General features: G+C 40.6%; 18 protein-coding genes and 1 pseudogene. 3 read left to right on the top strand and 16 right to left on the bottom strand.

Features of this window, described 5'->3' with window-relative positions; genetic code table 11:
- Window positions 1-38: 38 nt before the first annotated feature.
- Both PV403_RS02095 and PV403_RS02090 read right to left on the bottom strand, forming a co-directional pair.
- A complete protein-coding gene (locus PV403_RS02095) occupies window positions 39-860 on the bottom strand; it encodes an endonuclease/exonuclease/phosphatase family protein (protein WP_332083446.1) in 822 nt (273 codons plus the stop codon).
- A 7-nt stretch (window positions 861-867) separates the two neighbouring features.
- Window positions 868-2,538: a PTS transporter subunit IIBC gene (locus PV403_RS02090; protein ID WP_332083445.1), complete on the bottom strand. Its 1,671-nt coding sequence runs from the start codon at window positions 2,536-2,538 to the stop codon at window positions 868-870.
- Between the two features lie 377 nt (window positions 2,539-2,915).
- Here PV403_RS02090 and PV403_RS02085 point away from each other — a divergent pair, with 377 nt between their 5' ends.
- From PV403_RS02085 to pgmB, 3 genes are all read left to right on the top strand, one after another.
- Window positions 2,916-3,956 carry a LacI family DNA-binding transcriptional regulator gene (locus PV403_RS02085; protein ID WP_332083444.1) on the top strand — a complete coding sequence of 347 codons (1,041 nt, stop codon included), beginning with the start codon at window positions 2,916-2,918 and terminating at the stop codon, window positions 3,954-3,956.
- A gap of 342 nt (window positions 3,957-4,298) precedes the next feature.
- Complete coding sequence (locus PV403_RS02080) at window positions 4,299-6,581, top strand: glycoside hydrolase family 65 protein (RefSeq protein ID WP_332083443.1); 2,283 nt, start codon at window positions 4,299-4,301, stop codon at window positions 6,579-6,581.
- Window positions 6,582-6,606: 25 nt separating this feature from the next.
- The gene (gene pgmB / locus PV403_RS02075; protein WP_332083442.1) at window positions 6,607-7,266 is read left to right on the top strand and encodes a beta-phosphoglucomutase; all 660 of its coding nucleotides are present in this window, start codon (window positions 6,607-6,609) and stop codon (window positions 7,264-7,266) included.
- Between the two features lie 120 nt (window positions 7,267-7,386).
- On the opposite strand, the gene PV403_RS02070 is transcribed toward pgmB, so the two are convergent.
- The 14 genes and pseudogenes from PV403_RS02070 to PV403_RS02000 form a co-directional block, all read right to left on the bottom strand.
- On the bottom strand, window positions 7,387-7,815 hold the full coding sequence (locus PV403_RS02070) for a hypothetical protein (protein WP_332083441.1): 429 nt from the start codon (window positions 7,813-7,815) through the stop codon (window positions 7,387-7,389).
- Between the two features lie 72 nt (window positions 7,816-7,887).
- The gene (locus tag PV403_RS02065) at window positions 7,888-9,024 is read right to left on the bottom strand and encodes a DUF4269 domain-containing protein (protein WP_332083440.1); all 1,137 of its coding nucleotides are present in this window, start codon (window positions 9,022-9,024) and stop codon (window positions 7,888-7,890) included.
- A gap of 14 nt (window positions 9,025-9,038) precedes the next feature.
- Window positions 9,039-9,524: an 8-oxo-dGTP diphosphatase gene (locus PV403_RS02060; protein WP_332083439.1), complete on the bottom strand. Its 486-nt coding sequence runs from the start codon at window positions 9,522-9,524 to the stop codon at window positions 9,039-9,041.
- Window positions 9,525-9,598: 74 nt separating this feature from the next.
- The gene (locus tag PV403_RS02055) at window positions 9,599-9,994 is read right to left on the bottom strand and encodes an SRPBCC family protein (protein WP_332083438.1); all 396 of its coding nucleotides are present in this window, start codon (window positions 9,992-9,994) and stop codon (window positions 9,599-9,601) included.
- A gap of 103 nt (window positions 9,995-10,097) precedes the next feature.
- Complete coding sequence (locus PV403_RS02050) at window positions 10,098-10,700, bottom strand: hypothetical protein (protein ID WP_332083437.1); 603 nt, start codon at window positions 10,698-10,700, stop codon at window positions 10,098-10,100.
- Window positions 10,701-10,888: 188 nt separating this feature from the next.
- Window positions 10,889-11,092, bottom strand: a complete 204-nt coding sequence (locus PV403_RS02045; protein WP_332083436.1) for a hypothetical protein — start codon at window positions 11,090-11,092, stop codon at window positions 10,889-10,891.
- A gap of 137 nt (window positions 11,093-11,229) precedes the next feature.
- On the bottom strand, window positions 11,230-11,787 hold the full coding sequence (locus tag PV403_RS02040) for a hypothetical protein (protein WP_332083435.1): 558 nt from the start codon (window positions 11,785-11,787) through the stop codon (window positions 11,230-11,232).
- Entirely contained in the window at window positions 11,714-12,385 is a 672-nt protein-coding gene (locus PV403_RS02035; protein WP_332083434.1) for a GNAT family N-acetyltransferase, read from the bottom strand. The genes PV403_RS02040 and PV403_RS02035 overlap by 74 nt, the downstream gene beginning before the upstream one ends.
- A 47-nt stretch (window positions 12,386-12,432) precedes the next feature.
- Complete coding sequence (locus tag PV403_RS02030; RefSeq protein ID WP_332083433.1) at window positions 12,433-13,098, bottom strand: hypothetical protein; 666 nt, start codon at window positions 13,096-13,098, stop codon at window positions 12,433-12,435.
- 269 nt (window positions 13,099-13,367) lie between these two features.
- Window positions 13,368-14,510, bottom strand: coding sequence for a glycerate kinase family protein (locus PV403_RS02020; protein WP_332083432.1), 1,143 nt, complete (start codon window positions 14,508-14,510; stop codon window positions 13,368-13,370).
- Between the two features lie 540 nt (window positions 14,511-15,050).
- Window positions 15,051-15,314 (bottom strand): annotated as a pseudogene (locus PV403_RS02015) (KGG domain-containing protein); the annotation flags it as partial.
- Between the two features lie 141 nt (window positions 15,315-15,455).
- Window positions 15,456-15,758, bottom strand: coding sequence for a hypothetical protein (locus PV403_RS02010; RefSeq protein ID WP_332083431.1), 303 nt, complete (start codon window positions 15,756-15,758; stop codon window positions 15,456-15,458).
- Between the two features lie 191 nt (window positions 15,759-15,949).
- Complete coding sequence (locus PV403_RS02005; RefSeq protein WP_442951727.1) at window positions 15,950-16,432, bottom strand: NUDIX hydrolase; 483 nt, start codon at window positions 16,430-16,432, stop codon at window positions 15,950-15,952.
- A 52-nt stretch (window positions 16,433-16,484) separates the two neighbouring features.
- Window positions 16,485-17,024, bottom strand: coding sequence for a hypothetical protein (locus PV403_RS02000; RefSeq protein WP_213531910.1), 540 nt, complete (start codon window positions 17,022-17,024; stop codon window positions 16,485-16,487).
- Window positions 17,025-17,064 lie beyond the last annotated feature (40 nt).

Genomic DNA, 17,064 nt, shown 5'->3' with positions numbered 1-17,064 from the left:
CCTCCTTCCAGGATTGTGGGATTATTTACTTGTTAACTTTAGATTTCCACAGCGACACCAAAATGATCTGATACCACAGGACTAATGGTTCCATTCAGTACGACTTTTGAAGAATGGACAGGAACCTCTTGATTCGAAAAGACGTAATCAATTCGCAGCTTCTGCTTATTATCTTCCCATCCCGCAATCGCCTTAACAACCGTGAATCCATCGTCTTTCTGAGCAGCAAGCTCATAACAATCATGCCATCCACTCCCTGTCACCAGGGAATAACCTTCGTCCTCAATGTGAGCCGCATTGTTGAAGTCCCCCATGATAAAGGCAGGCAGAGAACCAACATACTTGTCCATCACAGCAAGAGAGTATTTCCACTGAGGCTCAAATGGTTCCTCTTCATCATGCCACCAATTATAATGACCATTCACGAACCAGGTATCCTTACCGGAGATTTCCGTTTTGATTCCCAGCAGTTTGCGTGTACGGAAATTGGCATAATCCCGCATATCCGACACGTAAGCACCGAACGCTTCCTTAATCGGCGTCTTGGACAGAATAGCCAGTCCTTCGTCGTATTTAGCAAATCCAACATGGATAGGTATATACGTCCAGTAGTATTCGGTGTGAAGCTGTTTACGAAGGACATAAGCATAATTATCTGCTTTGACGATCGTATTCTCTTCCGCTTCATGAAAATAGGTCATTTCCGAAGCAGGAAGTGCTTTTTCCTGCATGGATTGATTGACTTCCTGAAGTGCAATCACATCAAAATCGTGCTCGTTTATAAAATGAGCAAGCTGCTCTATTTTCTCAAGCTGATTTTCTTCGATCCATGCGTGTGTGTTGAGTGTTAATATTTTCAAAATTTCATCACCCTAGTCTGTCTTGAATATCGGATTTGAGTACATCCGCTTTCGGTCCATAGATCGCCTGAATTCCATTATCCTTCTTGATCAGCCCGAGTGCTCCAAGTTTCTTCCATTCCTCTTCATTACCCACGGCATCAACATTATTCACTGTAATCCGCAGACGAGTCATACATGCATCTACATCGACAATATTTTGCGGTCCACCGAGGATGGTAATGATTTTAGAAGGAAGATCTTCTCCTTCGGCATCTGCAGCTGATGTTTCAGAAGCCGATGCAGAACCCGCATCCTCATCTGCTGCTTTATCAGACTCATCATCCGTATAATTCCCAAGTCTGCCCGGTGTAGCCAATTTAAATTTACCAATCATAAAGTAAGAAATAAAATAGGATGCCCCAAAGAATACAGCTGTTGTAATGACAAAGTTAATAATATCTGCGACAAGGCCCGCATTAATCGATAACGGAATCCGTGTTAATAATTCAATCATACCGAAGGAATGCAGCCGCAGATGAATTAAATCTGCCATACCAAAAGCTAGACCCGTAATGACTGCGTACACACCATACAGAAGCGGTGCAGCAAACATGAACATAAACTCAAGCGGCTCTGTTACCCCTGTCAAAAATACAGCCAAGCCTGCGGACAGGAACATGGATTTATATTTGGAACGTTTGTCTTTATCTACACGGCGATACATGGCAAGCGCAATACCCATCAAAATACCGGCTCCTGCGATCATTTGTCCTACTTTAAAACGTGCAGGAGTAACCGTGGAAATAAGCTGTTGGTATGCTGCAGGATCTGTTCCTTGCAAGTTCGCAAGGTCACTTGCCCAAGCAAGCCAGAGTGGATCTTGTCCAGCTACCGTTCCACCCGCATTCGCTCCGGTTAGTACCGTGTAAATGCCTCCAAGCTCTGTGTAGTTTACTGGAATAGTAAGCATATGATGCAGACCGAAAGGTAAAAGTACCCGTTCTAGCGTACCATATAAGAACGGTGCCATAAACGGTGCTGTATCTCCCGAGGCAGCAAGCCATTTACCAAAGCCATTAATTCCCGTTTGTACAAAAGGCCATACGGCAGACATCACAACGGCAATAATAACAGACCATAAAATAACTACGAAAGGTACAAAACGTTTACCGTTAAAGAAAGCTAATGCTTCCGGCAGTTTACGATAATTATAATATTTATTAAAGACTACAGCTCCGAGGAAACCAGAGATGATACCGACAAAAACACCCATGTTCAGTGCTGGTGCTCCCAGTATGGAAGTAAAGTAGCCCGATACTAGAATTTCCTGACCAAATAAAGTCGTTGTCGTTGCTCCCTCTTGTGTGAGCATGTCACTGCTTACGCCAAGAATCGTTCCTGTCGTAATATTAATTAAGATAAAAGCGATTAGTGCAGCAAAAGCTCCACCTGCACGCTCTTTCGCCCAAGAACCACCAATAGCAACTGCAAATAGTATGTGAAGATTGTTGATTATTCCCCAACCGAGATTTTCCATAACCCCGCCTGCGGTCACTAGGAATGAAAGATCTCCCCCGAACATGGCGATTACTTTACCCAGTGAAATCATAATACCGGCTGCTGGCATAACCGCAACAACGACAAGCAGTGCTTTACCAAACTTTTGCCAGAACTCAAAAGACAATAATTTTTTCATAATGAGTACCTCATGTTCTATTATTTCGCAACCTTCGCTTCATCCATTATGATTCCCCATTTAGCATAATTGGAATTGATATCGCATTCAGAAATCCCTTACAAAAAAACGATTCTACAGTTGTAACACATAAGCTAATCCAGTGCGTTTTTCTTAAGCGTTTACACTTTGCTTTCTAGACTTGTTAGGGATTCAAACAGATTCGATTGCAACATTGTGCAATTCAGTGCAATCGGTTGCAAGATCATTATAAATAATATCGCTTTCATTTTGCAACCCTTTTTTAAAAATCTAATTTTGACGACGGGTTTACCGTTGTTCATTTGCCAAGGGGTGTGTATGATATAACAAAAGAATAGATGAAAGGAGCGTTATCGATGGCAGTAACAATAAAAGATATTGCAAAGCGTGCGAATGTGGCTACCTCCACCGTATCTCGCGTTATACAAGATAGTCCCAAAATCAGCGAAGCTACAAAGGCTAGGGTAAGGAAAGAAATGAAAGCGCTTGGATATGAACCTAATTTCTCTGCACAAAGCCTGGCTAACAAGATGACGCAATCGATCGGTATTATCATGCCAGATGCAGAAATTGCTATTTTTCAAAATCCATTCTTTCTGGAAAGTATTCGAGGAATCAGTGAGCTTGCGAATGAGAAAAATTTTACAATGGCCATTGTCACAGCAAGAACCGATGAAGAACTGCTCGATCGCGTTAAAATGATGACAAGAGCCAACCGGGTAGATGGCTTCATTGTCCTCTACTCCAAATCAGAAGACCCGGTAATCGATTATTTTCATAACGAAAAAATTCCTTATACCGTAATAGGTAAACCACAGCAATACGTAAATGAGACTACTCATGTAGATAATGACAATTTCCAAGCAGGCAAAGACGTAACACAATATCTAATAGAACTAGGCCACGAATACATTGCTTATGTGGGGGCTGATGTGAGTCGTACAGTTCATAAAGAAAGGGTCCGCGGGTACCAAAGAGCACTACAAGATTCGGGTCTCTTTACTGATGAGCAGTATATACTCGACCCATGCTTCACTAAGGAAGATTTAGATTTACTTTTTAAACTACCTAACCGGCCAACCGCCCTTATTGTCGGCGACGATATGTATGCTCTCCCACTGCAAACGATGCTGAGTCAGCTGGGATTTTCTCTGCCGGAAGCTTGCTCTCTTGTGAGTTTTAATAACCTGCGTTTTACTGAGATGCTGAATCCCCCGCTCACTTCGGTCGACATCGATATTTTTACTCTGGGATATCAAGCTGCTAAAAGTCTAATTGAGAAAATTTTAGATCCCAAAGAAATGACAAAACATATTATTGTCCCGCACCGAATTGTCGAGCGTGCTTCTTCTCAGCGCAGAACAATGGAAAATACGGCAGTCGAAGGAATTTCATAATTCTCTTGCTTATCACAGAAAAAGAATAATCACGCATTTGATTTTGCATCAAGCTGCTTTTCATAAAGTATCCTGAGAAGTCGAATACGAGATTGTTCTTTTTTGGGTTGACAGGGCAACCGGTTGCACTATATACTGAAAACGCAATCAAATGATAGCACTTTCATGATGCAACATCGTACGTTTTTTAAAGCAAATGATCAGGGTTATTCATACGATAGTGGATATGAATTTTGACAATATAAGAAAAGGCTTTCAAAGTGCGATGAGGTATCAAAGTTTCACCAGTGATTAACTAACACAGGAGCTGTGGAGACTCACACTCCTTCAAGGAGGATTATCATGTCATATAAACGTATTTTTGACACTCATGCATGGAAACTCACTACAAATACACTTCATAAGGAAGATCTGCGCCTTCAGGAAAGTATGACTTCCATTGGTAACGGATACATGGGAATGCGAGGGAATTTTGAAGAGACGTATTCCGGAGATCACCATCAAGGCACCTATATTTCTGGGGTTTGGTATCCTGACAAAACTAAGGTTGGCTGGTGGAAAAATGGCTACCCTGAATATTTTGGTAAGGTCATTAATGCCATGAATTTCATTGGAATACGCGTCCTAGTTAACGATCACGAAATCGACACTTATCAAGATAGAGTCACTGACTTCTATCAAGAACTCGATATGAAAGAAGGGATTCTACGCCGTTCCTTCACCGTAAATGAACAGGTGCGCATTGAAACAGAACGTTTTCTCAGTGCCTCCTTCCTTGAACTATGTCTAATTAAATATAACGTAACGAATCTGACAGATGAGAATATCAAAGTCACTCTGATTCCGTACTTGGACGGAAATACGAAAAATGAGGACGCTAACTATGAAGAAACATTTTGGGTTGAAGCGGATCGTAAAATAGGCGACCCTTACATCAGTCTTTCTGCTATGACAAAAGAAAATGCATTTGACATCGAGCGCTTTACCATTAATGCAACGATGGGCATTGTAACAGAACATGCTTTATCTATGACAACAGAAGAAGCAGGACTTTATGCAGCGGCTCATTATGAATATGAAATTCCTTCCGGCGCTTCTGCGGAAATTCAGAAATATGTTGTGGTTACCACTTCACGGGATATGGAGAAAGAAGATCTGATCCCTACAGCGGAACGTCTGATGGCAGATGCGATGAACAAAGGATACAACTTGCTTCAAGAAGAACATATCCAAGAGTGGGCTCGGCGCTGGGAGAAAGCGGATATTACTATTGAAGGTGATGTAGAAGCACAGCAAGGAATTCGCTTTAATATCTTCCAATTATTCTCGACTTACTATGGACACGATGAACGCCTGAATATTGGTCCTAAGGGCTTTACAGGTGAAAAATATGGCGGTGCAACTTACTGGGATACCGAAGCTTACGCTGTTCCAATGTATCTAGCGCTTGCTGACAAACGTGTAACTGAAAACTTGCTGCGCTATCGCTTCAATCAACTGGAAGGTGCGAAACATAATGCACGTCAGCAAGGTCTAAAAGGTGCACTCTACCCGATGGTTACCTTCACTGGTGTGGAGTGTCATAATGAATGGGAAATTACGTTTGAAGAGATTCACCGTAACGGAGCCATTGCTTACGCCATCTATAATTATACGAATTATACGGGAGACAAAACGTATCTCCAAAATGAAGGTATTGAAGTACTGACCGAAATCAGCAGATTCTGGGCTGACCGGGTTCATTTTTCGAAACGTCACAATAAATATATGATTCATGGGGTAACCGGACCTAATGAATATGAGAACAACGTAAATAACAACTGGTACACCAACACTATGGCAACTTGGGTTCTGAGATATACGATGGAATGTCTAGCAGATATCGATGAACAACGAAAAGAACAACTGAATATTTCTGCTGAGGAACTCGCTCACTGGCAGGATATTGTGGAACGGATGTACTTCCCTTACGACGAAGAACTGGGTGTTCATGTACAGCATGATACCTTCCTTGATAAGGATCTGCGTCCTGTATCCTCCTTGGATAAAGCGGATCTTCCGCTCAATCAGAAATGGTCATGGGATAAAATCTTGCGTTCTCCATTCATCAAACAAGCTGATGTTCTGCAAGGAATTTATTTCTTCAGCGATGAGTTCACAATGGAAGAAAAGAAACGGAATTTTGACTTCTATGAGCCAATGACGGTTCATGAATCTTCCCTCTCCCCTTCCATTCATGCAGTACTTGCTGCTGAACTGAAGATGGAAGAAAAAGCAGTTGAGATGTACAAACGTACGGCAAGACTTGATCTGGATAACTATAATAACGACACGGAAGATGGTCTTCATATTACTTCCATGACAGGCAGCTGGCTTGCTATTGTGCAAGGGTTTGCTGGCATGCGTACGCATGGAGAGACGCTGCGCTTCTCGCCATTCCTGCCAAAAGAATGGTCTAGCTACAGCTTCCACATCAATTATCGTGAGCGCCTGATTAACGTATGTGTAGATCAAAACGAAGTGAAGATCACACTTGTCTCCGGTGCGCCGCTGACGATGGAACTTTATGATAAAGAAGTGCTCATTACTGATGAAGAGCCACTCATTACAAAAACCACTTCCTAAGTGGAAAAGAAAAGGTGGAGAAAAAATGAAAGCCGTTATTTTCGACCTCGACGGGGTCATTACTGATACAGCAGAATATCATTATTTAGCATGGAAGAGTTTAGCTGATGAATTAAACCTTCTTTTCGATAAGGAATTTAACGAGAAATTAAAAGGGGTCAGCCGGATGGAATCCCTGGAACTCATCCTGTCCCTAGGTGACACTGCTTACTCCGATGAAGAGAAAAAAGCACTTGCTGAAAAGAAAAACGATCTCTATAAAGAGATGATCGCAAAAGTGACACCTGCGGACTTGCTTCCAGGAATTGAAGCGCTGCTAAAAGAGTTACAAGAAGCCGGTATAGGTATTGCTCTTGCTTCCGCAAGTAAGAATGCACCGTTCATTCTGGATCGTCTAGGAGTTACCCACTATTTCAATCATGTCGTTGATGTGAATTTAATTAAACAAGGGAAACCTGATCCAGAAATCTTCTTAACGGGTGCTGCTAAACTTGGCGTTCTGCCTGAAGACTGTGTCGGCATTGAAGATGCAGAAGCAGGAATCGAGTCCATTCTTTCCGCTGGTATGTATGCGGTTGGCGTAGGTACACCTGCTCAGATGCAAAAAGCGGATCTTATCGTCTCTTCCACAGCGGAGCTATCACTCTCTTTGTTGAAAGAGAATTTTAAGAAAAAAACAAACTAATTTGTTGTAGATAAAAAAGACGTGAGTGGAGTGATCGTTCATTGCGATCCATTCCCTCACGTCTTTTTATTTTTTATTCTGACTCTCTTCAGCACTATATAATTGGTTCACGTTCACAATTTATTCTTCCAAGTGACGGACAGGGATGCTATAGAGAACATATTGTCTCGTCCACTTTTCACTATCCACGATTGCAGATGTTTCCTCCTGGGAGCTTGCTCCTCCTTCCTTGCCAAAGAAATAACCTGCTCCCTCCTGGGTTTGATACGTCCATCCTTTATCCTTCATGAAAGAGATAACCGCCTCTGCACCATCACCTTGGCTGCCCTTAAATCCGTACCATTGCTTACCTTCCTCTTCTGTCAAATAGATCAGTTCTTTGGAAGAAGGTTCTAATGCTTGAACCGCTTCTTTTTTACTTATTGTAGAGAAAGGGGCAGCGGGATAATATGTTTTACTTGAATAAGCAAAAGGCAGGAGGACGATAATCAAAATAAACGGAAGAAGAAGTAGAATTCTAGTATAAACTTTGCGTTTTTTTACGTTCATCAGCAATCTTCCTCTCTATTATTCATTTAACAAGAAGTCCCATTATGCCTGTACAAATACCTCCTCTCTCTGTCACCAGAAATTCTTAAAGCGATAATATAATTCTTCTTCATAATAAAAGGCTTTAGCGAAGGGCAAGGTTTGTTTCATATAGATCTCTATCGCTTTTATGTCTTTCGCGGGAAAGACAAGCTGATTAAAATATCGAAGCAAAAAAGATTCGATAAAACCAAAAAACTCAGTACCCCACTTCTCAACATCCGAGGTGATATAGGTATTCCACTCAAAGTTCTTCACTTCAATAACCCCATAGGAATCGAAACCATCGAAATATTCATAATGATAATCACTCGAATCTTCGATAATACTTGCCTCCATCTCCTTAAGAATCGGAGATTGTTCCTGAGAAAGATCAAGAATCGTGCATCGACAAGTGAAGTCATGAGCACCTCGAAAAAACAAATGTGCTTCGTTTCGATTTCTCCCCGGTGATACATGTATGGAATGATCTTTATGATATCTTTCAGCAAATAATTCGGACCCTTCCTCCCCTTCTGTATACTCTATATTTTTCGTGTTCAAAGGAAAGTGGTATTTCTTTTTTTCACTAAATTGATATACTCTTGGGAAACTATCTATAAAAGAAAGATACCCAATTGCTTCAATTTTCTCGTCAGCCCATGATTCTACCTCTAACAGGCTCTCATAAGGGTCTCCTTCTAAATCCAACAGCTTAGCAAAAGCAGGTTCTGTTTTGTACCCTTTTCGTTTGAGTGAACGAACTTGCTTCCTAAAATCTTCATTATAAAGACGGAGTATACGGTCTTCGATCACCATATGACGATAGGCGTTCTGCTTAGTGACCGGAATGGACTGTCCAAATATCTCAACCTCAAACTGCTCAAGCCGGAAGTTCGCCTTCATTCTCCTGATGTCGTTCACTATTTTGTCCGTCAAGATAAAATCCTGAAAGTCTCCAAATTCACTTCGTAAAAGTCGTTCAAATGCCGAAAAATCATACACCTCACAAATAATATCGAGATCACTGCCTTCAATATCGATATCTATCGGAATCGTTCCTGTAAGGATAGGAGTGTATGGAGATAAAACCTCCATCACATGGTGTTTCTGCAGTGCCCGGTATGCTGCTTGTTGTACTTCGTTTCCACTAAGTAGATAGATCAAATCTTCGTACTGAATATGATTCACTTTTGTCTTTCTCCCTACAATTTTGTTATGGTTCGCTTTTGTGTTTCGTTACGCTTTTCATCCCATAGAGCATAAATTTCAAAGGTTCCGTCTTCAAAAAAATACGTCAGTCTTTCTCTAAACCAATCTTGCATCGGATAGTGTACCAGTTCATCAAGCGGGATCCACCGAAGTTCTCCTTCAGGAGGATTGTCCAGCAAATCTCCTTCAAATGTATCCGTTATATAGTTAAATACCATATACCGGTATCTCTCGTTTACATCAACAAACTCATCAAGACCTTTATATATTAAATTACTTACCGTAAGACCCGTTTCTTCCTTTACTTCGCGTATGGCCCCTTCGGTTAAACTCTCGGGAAAGTCCACTTTCCCTCCTGCAGCAATCCATCCTGGAAATCCGTTTTCACTTGGACGGTTCATTAATAAGATTCGATCTCCGCCACGTACTACGCACATCGTGTACAGTTTAACTTCGATATCATTTGATCCGCTTGTCATTATGTAGTTCGTCTCCTTGTGTAAAGTAAGTTATATAAGAAACTACCTGTGCTTTACATGTCTTTATACCTTCTCTAAGATTCAAGCATTTTCTTTAATTGCTTATTACGGTACTCAAGAAATTTTTTCATATATAATTGCAAAATAAAACGCTCCGCAAGCCTTCCTACCCATCCATAAGGAGCTTCAAAATAAAGCGTGTCCCTAAGCCGTGTTGAACTTGGACCAAGGACTTCAAACTCGTGAATGTGTGTCATGCTGCGGAACGCGCCTTGCTGCATTTGATCTGTAAACATGTAGGGCGGCTCAAAAGCTACCACTTTAGATGTAAGCTGCTGACGAACTAAAAAGTGAGTTGCCTCAAAGGTTACCATCTCACCGTACCCGATCAGCTGTCCATCTATACCTCCAGGGGATGAAATGACCTTCTCGTGAGTATGTTTCCATACCGTTCGGGTATGCAGATCCAAATCTCTCGCTGCATCAAAACAGCAACGTATCGGCCTATCAATCGTGATCTCGGTCTGAATACTAATCAGAGGTCATTCCCCCTTATTGAATGAATCCACCTGTTTATTTTGTATATCTCTCGTTGTTTTCAAAAAAACTCTTCACGAGATCTGAATCGCCATGTTCCTTATATACTGCTTTCAATGCAGCGGTCCAACTATTTTTAATAGAAGGATAATTTCCACTGATCATGCGCTCTCGATCTAAGTTATTTTCCAACGTCAGAAAAATCTCTTTTAGTTCTTTCACAGCTTCCACTTTAGCCTCATCATTATCCGAAAGAGCAATATATTTCAGTTTATAAGAGATATACGTTAAAAAACCTGTGATATCATTTGCACCAATGGGCTGGTCGTATGTGTAATTCCAATGGGTATTTGCAAGTGTGTATTCAGCGAGCTCAGCTCTATCCAAATCCTTAACAACATCCAGAAGTCCACTCTCAAACTGAGTCATCGAGATACTGCCTCTATCCAGTTCCTTCAACAGCCGATTTAGTTCACTGTAATTACTCATACCATTTGTTACTAATTCGCGATTCATTAATGACAGCACATAGCGATCCGTATTTTGATACTGAGCATACTTTTTCTTCGCTTGCATAGTTCCAAAGATCAGTAAAATGGAGGTAAGAATCAAAATTAGGTTCTTCCATTTATTATTCATGGTTTATTTATGTTCCTCTCTAAGATGTAATGTACTCGAATCTATTTATTCTACATGATTATTAACGTTACCAGTAGGTGCATTGTTTCAAAAAAAGAAAAGCGAATCGTTATCACAAAAAAACAGCCGCACTCAGCACTAGGCTAAACAGCGACTATTTATGTCTTCATTTTACATATGTTAAAGCACTACAACTCTTGGTCTATCCGATTGTTAGGATTGTTAGGATTCCTATGTTTACCGATGTAAATATCAAGCGCAGTAATCCCTCTCCGCGCCAGTTTCACGAATAACACAAAACAATAGATACCTATTCCTAGACAAACGATATACCAAATGACTAAAAATATAGATAAAATACTGAAAACACCTGTTCCTCCATCCATGAGCATGCACTCCTCCTCTATATAAAATAAAAAAGGACTTGCCTCTTTCCCTCAAGCCCTGATTAAACAACTTATTCCTAATTATACCATTATTATGTAATATTTTATATGTTTATGACTAATTAAATCCTCTTAATGGGCAATTACTTCTCTTCTTCATTGATACTTCCTTGATCAATAGCTTCAAACATCTTGGAGTAAGCAGACTGAATGTTTCTTTTACTCCGCCTGTCATTATAGACTCCAAACTGCCAGTATCCCATTTCATTTCCCTGCTGCGGAACGAGTGCAGTTGCATAGCTAAGATCAACCGATGTATCTGGCGCATCTTCATAACTAAGCTCTTCATAGAAGAAAGGGACGTAACTCCGCTCGGATTGTAAAAAGAACACGGGGATCTCTAATTCTTTGTATACTTTTGCAAACTCTGGTGCAGCAGCCTTTGATAAAAATTCTTTACTAATAAAAATAGCATCCAAATGGTTATTTTCTTCCTTCATCTGCTGAAGATTTATTTTATGAAAAGTAACCTGCTTCTCGCGTACCACGGGTGCTTCACCTACCATACCAATGCGGAGTTCCTTCCCATCATAAGGCTTGTTATGGCTTGAATTCGTAGTGTTAAGACTATAAGATACAATCACATACGCGAGTAGAGCAAAAAGGATAAACATTCCTGCTACTTTCATCGTCGATTTCAAGTGTTGTTACCCCCTTGGCTAAAGCTTTCTTATTTCTTGTTGCCACTTCTTTTCTTATCATGGCAAACTGAATCTGGTCCACAAATTCTCCTTTGATCTGAAACTTTTCTCGAAGTATGCCCTCCTGCTGCATCCCGACTTTTTTCATAACCCGTGCTGAACTTAGATTATCTACATTACATCTTCCTTCAATCCGGTTTATATTCATATGACTAATTCCATATTTAATTACTTCTTGTAACCCTTCAGTAGTGATACCCTTCCCCCAATATCTACAAGAAAGAGCATATCCGATTTCTGCACAGCTATGTATCTCGTCCAGATGAATAAATCCAATTCTTCCTATCAATCTTCGTTCCGGCTTATAAATAACAGCCCAACGATAGGCTATCTTTTCTACAAACGATCTCTGTACTTTCTCTAAAAACACTCGAGTGTCCTCGGTAGATTCATGCCGATCCCATAATGTCCGTTCCGATACCAGCGGGTCCGAAGAAAAACTAAAGTATTCTTCCAGGTCATCCATATCTAATCTTCTAAGTATCATTCGTTCCGTTTCAAAAACCGGTTCTTCTGTGAACAGCACCTCTTTATTCATTTTACCGACCCTCCTCTGCCTGTTAATTCCAATGTCACTATTAAACCCTATACTTTTCCTACGCCTGACAACACTATTACTGTCGGGTAACCAATAACCTTACCATCATGGATTTGATAATTAAGTCCCTTGATTCCCTCTTCCATCTCCTCTGCTGTCTGCTCGTTTCCATAATTAAATTTATCTTGCTCTACTTTGGTAATAATCCATTTTTCGTTACGCTTCTCCAATGTATACTTCTTAGTAGTTGCGCTGAATGGTTGATCTTTCAACTCTTTATTTTCAATCGTGTATATATTGACTTGATTAGACTGCTCCCCTTCATACACATCCGATATGCGCACCGTTGCACTAAGTTTTTCCATACCAATTCCATGAATTAAATTAAGCATATGTTCTTTATGTTTGTCGTACTCCTCTTGAGGCATATTCACCAAATCATCTCGGGTGTATGCTCTACTATCATATCCAAATATAATCTCACTACGGATAGATGCCCAGTATTCTTCACTTACAATTTCATCTATAGCTTTATGATATTGTCTATAGGATTTGTTAAAGTAAATAAGATCAAATTCACTCTCTTCAACTGTCTTCACATGTTCCACGATCTGCTGTTTCTCCGAACTTCCCATCGGCGAATTAGAGGTACACGCCACTAAAATGGTAGCAAACAATAGAAGCGACCCACACAAAAAACTTATAGATTTCATTCAAATCCCCTTTTTTTCCTGTACTTTAGTTTAACAAGAATAAGCAGAAAGCCGAAGTTTGGTGTTCGTGTCTGTTACCATAAATAAGCACGAGGTGACTGACATCTTCTTCTTATACGACATTGGTTCTCATATTCCTTGCTATCTAAATAACGGAACCAAGCTAAGTATATTGCGAATACTTCGTTACTACTCCGTTAAAGCGGTTAACCTAGCGTTTCAATCGGCAAAACACGTTCTACTATCCTTTGTTTTCTCTGCTCTTCCATTTAGATTTTCAACCTAAGCAGTCTACCAATATTTTCACTTGTACGTTCGACATTACGAGGGCCATCGGCAAGCAGTTTTTCAATCTCGTGAGCACCAGGAACAATACCAAAAATCGCATCGATCCCTTCTTCATAGAGAACCTCCACGCCTTCTCCAATGTAACCAGCGAGTGCAATAACAGGGATTCCCTTTTCTTTTGCAACTTTGGCCACGCCGTAAGGAGTCTTACCGAATTTGGTCTGAAAGTCCATTCCCCCTTCTCCTGTGAAGCAGTAATCCGCCCCAGCAAGTTTCTCGCGCAGCCCCGTGTATTGAATAATAATATCAATGCCTCTTTGAAGTGTGGATTTTGTGAAAATGAGTAATCCTGCACCCAATCCGCCTGCTGCACCCGCTCCAGGAACATCACCGATATCTTTGTTCAGCACGCTCTTCACTACTTCCGCATAATGGGCTAGATTGTTATCTAACTGAAGGACCATTTCAGGTGTAGCCCCTTTCTGTGGACCAAAGACATGCGACGCACCATTCTCACCGCACAGTGGATTGGTTACATCACAGGCAACGATGATTTCCACCTCCTGAAGTCTGGGATCAAGCTCTGCCACATCAATGGTGCAAAGCCGATCAAGACTACCTCCTCCGCGAGGAAGAGTTTCCCCTTTCTGATCAAGGAATTTGGCTCCGAGCGCTTCCGCCATACCTGTTCCGCCGTCATTGGTTGCACTGCCGCCTATACCGATAATAATTTTCTTTATACCTTGATCAAGGCATTCGCGGATTAGTTCTCCTGTTCCATAGGTGGTCGTAATCAGCGGATTTTTCGTATCTTTCGTTACATAGTGAATCCCGCTTGCTGAAGCCATTTCAATGGCAGCAGTTGTGCCGTCTCCCATAATTCCGAATTGAGCAGTTACTTGGTTCCCTAGAGGACCTGTCACTTCTTTTTCAAACATTCTCCCGCCTGTTGCATCTACCAAAGATTGGACTGTACCTTCGCCTCCATCTGCCATAGGAACATGCAGATAATTCGCTTCTGGAAAGGATTTGCGCAGTCCCTTTTCTATAGCAATACATACTTCTTTAGCTGTCATACTTTCTTTAAATGAATCCGGTGCAAGCACAAATGTTTGTTTTGCCATCTAAATCACCTCAACCTGTATTATAGGAAAAATCCATACATGAGCGTTGGTGCTGTCCCATATTAAGAATTGCTTCTTCATCAGAGACCATAACTCCTCTATTCGTTAACATGGAAGCTGCACAATAAGAAAACTTGATTGCTCAATTAAAAAACCGGTAAGTAATAGGTGAAAAACCTATCACTTACCGGTCACATAATATATAAGGAAGTACATCTCTACCCAATCATTTTAAGCTGCCCTTATATTGAAAGACATAAATTAGAAAGGCGAATATTAAAAATCCATATACAAACAGCATCTTTTTCATTGTGATTTATGCCACCTCCTCATACCCAACCTTATTTTACCACCACCTTTGATTAAACGCTTTCATAAAATAATATAGAGAACTTCATCTCCTAGCAAACACGATTAAGAGGATGACCCCCGATTGTTATCAGAAGCCATCCTCTTACTAGTTAAGCAATACTATTATCTTTCACAAGTAATCTGGTACATTAAACTTAAATAGATCAAGTTTTTGGAAATACATTATTATGAGCGAGAACTTGCTTGTCCACCCTTACGGCCAGCTTCTTCCCGGCTCATTTTACCATCATTATTAGAGTTGCTGCGGGCTTCTCCACCCTTTTCACCAATCTCTTGGTAAAACTCTTTACCATGATTTTTGGATGTAGCTTCTCCACCTTTTTCGCCAATCTCTTGGTAGAATTCCTTATCATGATTTTTTGCTGTTGCTTCTCCACCCATACGTCCTGCTTCCTCGCGGCTCATCTTATCATTTCGATTGTTATTTGCCATTTGAAATCACTCCTTATGTTGGATTTGTTTACAGAAAGTAATCTTACCTCCCGCATGTCTATTAATTAACCGTCTCATAAATTATTAAACTCTCCCGATATAATATTCTCATAGATTTCTATCCTATAACTTCTATTCCGTTCAATGATCTCGCAGTGTTTCTTCGTGGATCTCCTTGTTATGAGGGGCCAGTACGGCTTCAAAAGATTGGTATAGATCCATGAATTCAGGATCTTTGTTAATTAACTTATGACCTATCTCATATAACTCCTCTGAGGCATACGTTTGAACTTCAATGAATTTCCCCGGTTTTTCTTCACTTTCCATATAAAAAAGTTCATAGTTCACATACCGTTTATACAGCTTGTCAGCTCGCTCCATTATTTTTTCATATTCTGCAATTCGGGTAAGGTTCACATGATAGATATACATTTTTACAAACATAATCCTGCCTCCTGAACTTTTTTAGGATCACAGCTAAAAAAGATAAAAACCCGACTTAAGATATTAAAATCTTGAAGACCGGGTTTTTGATTCATTACAGATGCAAAGCGTTATGCATACAGGATATGAGACCATGGATAAAAAAAGAACACATCCGTTATTCATTATTTTATGTATTACTATGAAGAACCCTAAATATCTCGGCTCTCCTTTACTATAAAGTCTGGTTTTGTTACATACTCCATATACCTGACAGTCCCTTTGTATTCAAGGTACACTTCATACCGAGCACGGATCGCTCCCGATGTAATATAATCGAGAACCTTATCTTTCTTTACCCACTTCACTTCCGAAGTTTCATCCGAGGTGCGGAGTTCCCCGCCGACCGGCTTGCATATAAAATCAAACATGACCTTCGTCGGTACGTCTGTTATCCCATCATGCCACTTATTCATCCCTGTATTGGAATATACGCCGATTAGCTGCATGACCTGAGTAGAAATTCCGCTCTCTTCTTCCACTTCTCTTCGTAGACCATCCATGAGATTCTCTCCAACCTCTACTTGTCCACCAGGAAAAACCCAACCGCCATGAAATGTCTTAACCAGTAAGATTTGTTCGTTCTCATCTTCGACAATTCCGCCTGCGGCCACAATATGTGTTGGCATCTGCAATAGAAGTATCCCCCTTATAATGAGATGGTCTTTTCGTTTATGATAAAAACACTCACACGCCTGCTTCCCGCATACGTTCCAGAATACCCACAATTCGCAGCCCTGTAATATCCTCCACCCGGATTCCATACTTCTCCTGAATTTTTGCGATTTTCCGCTGGGCTTTTTCTTTTGTATCACAGAAATCATACAGCGTAGAATCATCCGATATGAACATGCCGTAATAATCCAATCCAAATATCTCTTTGAATAAAATAATACCTTCTGGCTCTAAATAGTTAATCTGATCGACTGAAGTAAACACCATTCCTGATTTACTTCCTGGTCTAGGCAGATCATTCCCTTTTGCCTGATAATCCATAAAATTCTCTTGCAACGCCTTAAATGCTTCTTGCTTCGTATGTCCTTTTCCGCTCATCCAGTACCAGTTCATAATTCGAGCTTCCCAAGGAAACTGTTCCTCTCCCGTGTCTTGTCCAGATATCTGTCTATATTCGGTAGGATAGTCGTGAATGGACCAGCTTTTCTTAAAATAGGACGATACTAACTTGGACGCCGTCTTCCACGAACTCATCAGAAATTGTTGTCTCATTGCACAAGCACTCCCTATCTATAAATATAAACGTAGCTAT

The sequence above is a fragment of the Paenibacillus sp. GYB006 genome (genome assembly GCF_036577645.1).
Classification (GTDB): domain Bacteria; phylum Bacillota; class Bacilli; order Paenibacillales; family Paenibacillaceae; genus Paenibacillus.
Note: the sequence above shows the minus strand (reverse complement) of the source record. Positions and strands in the feature narration are given on the sequence as shown.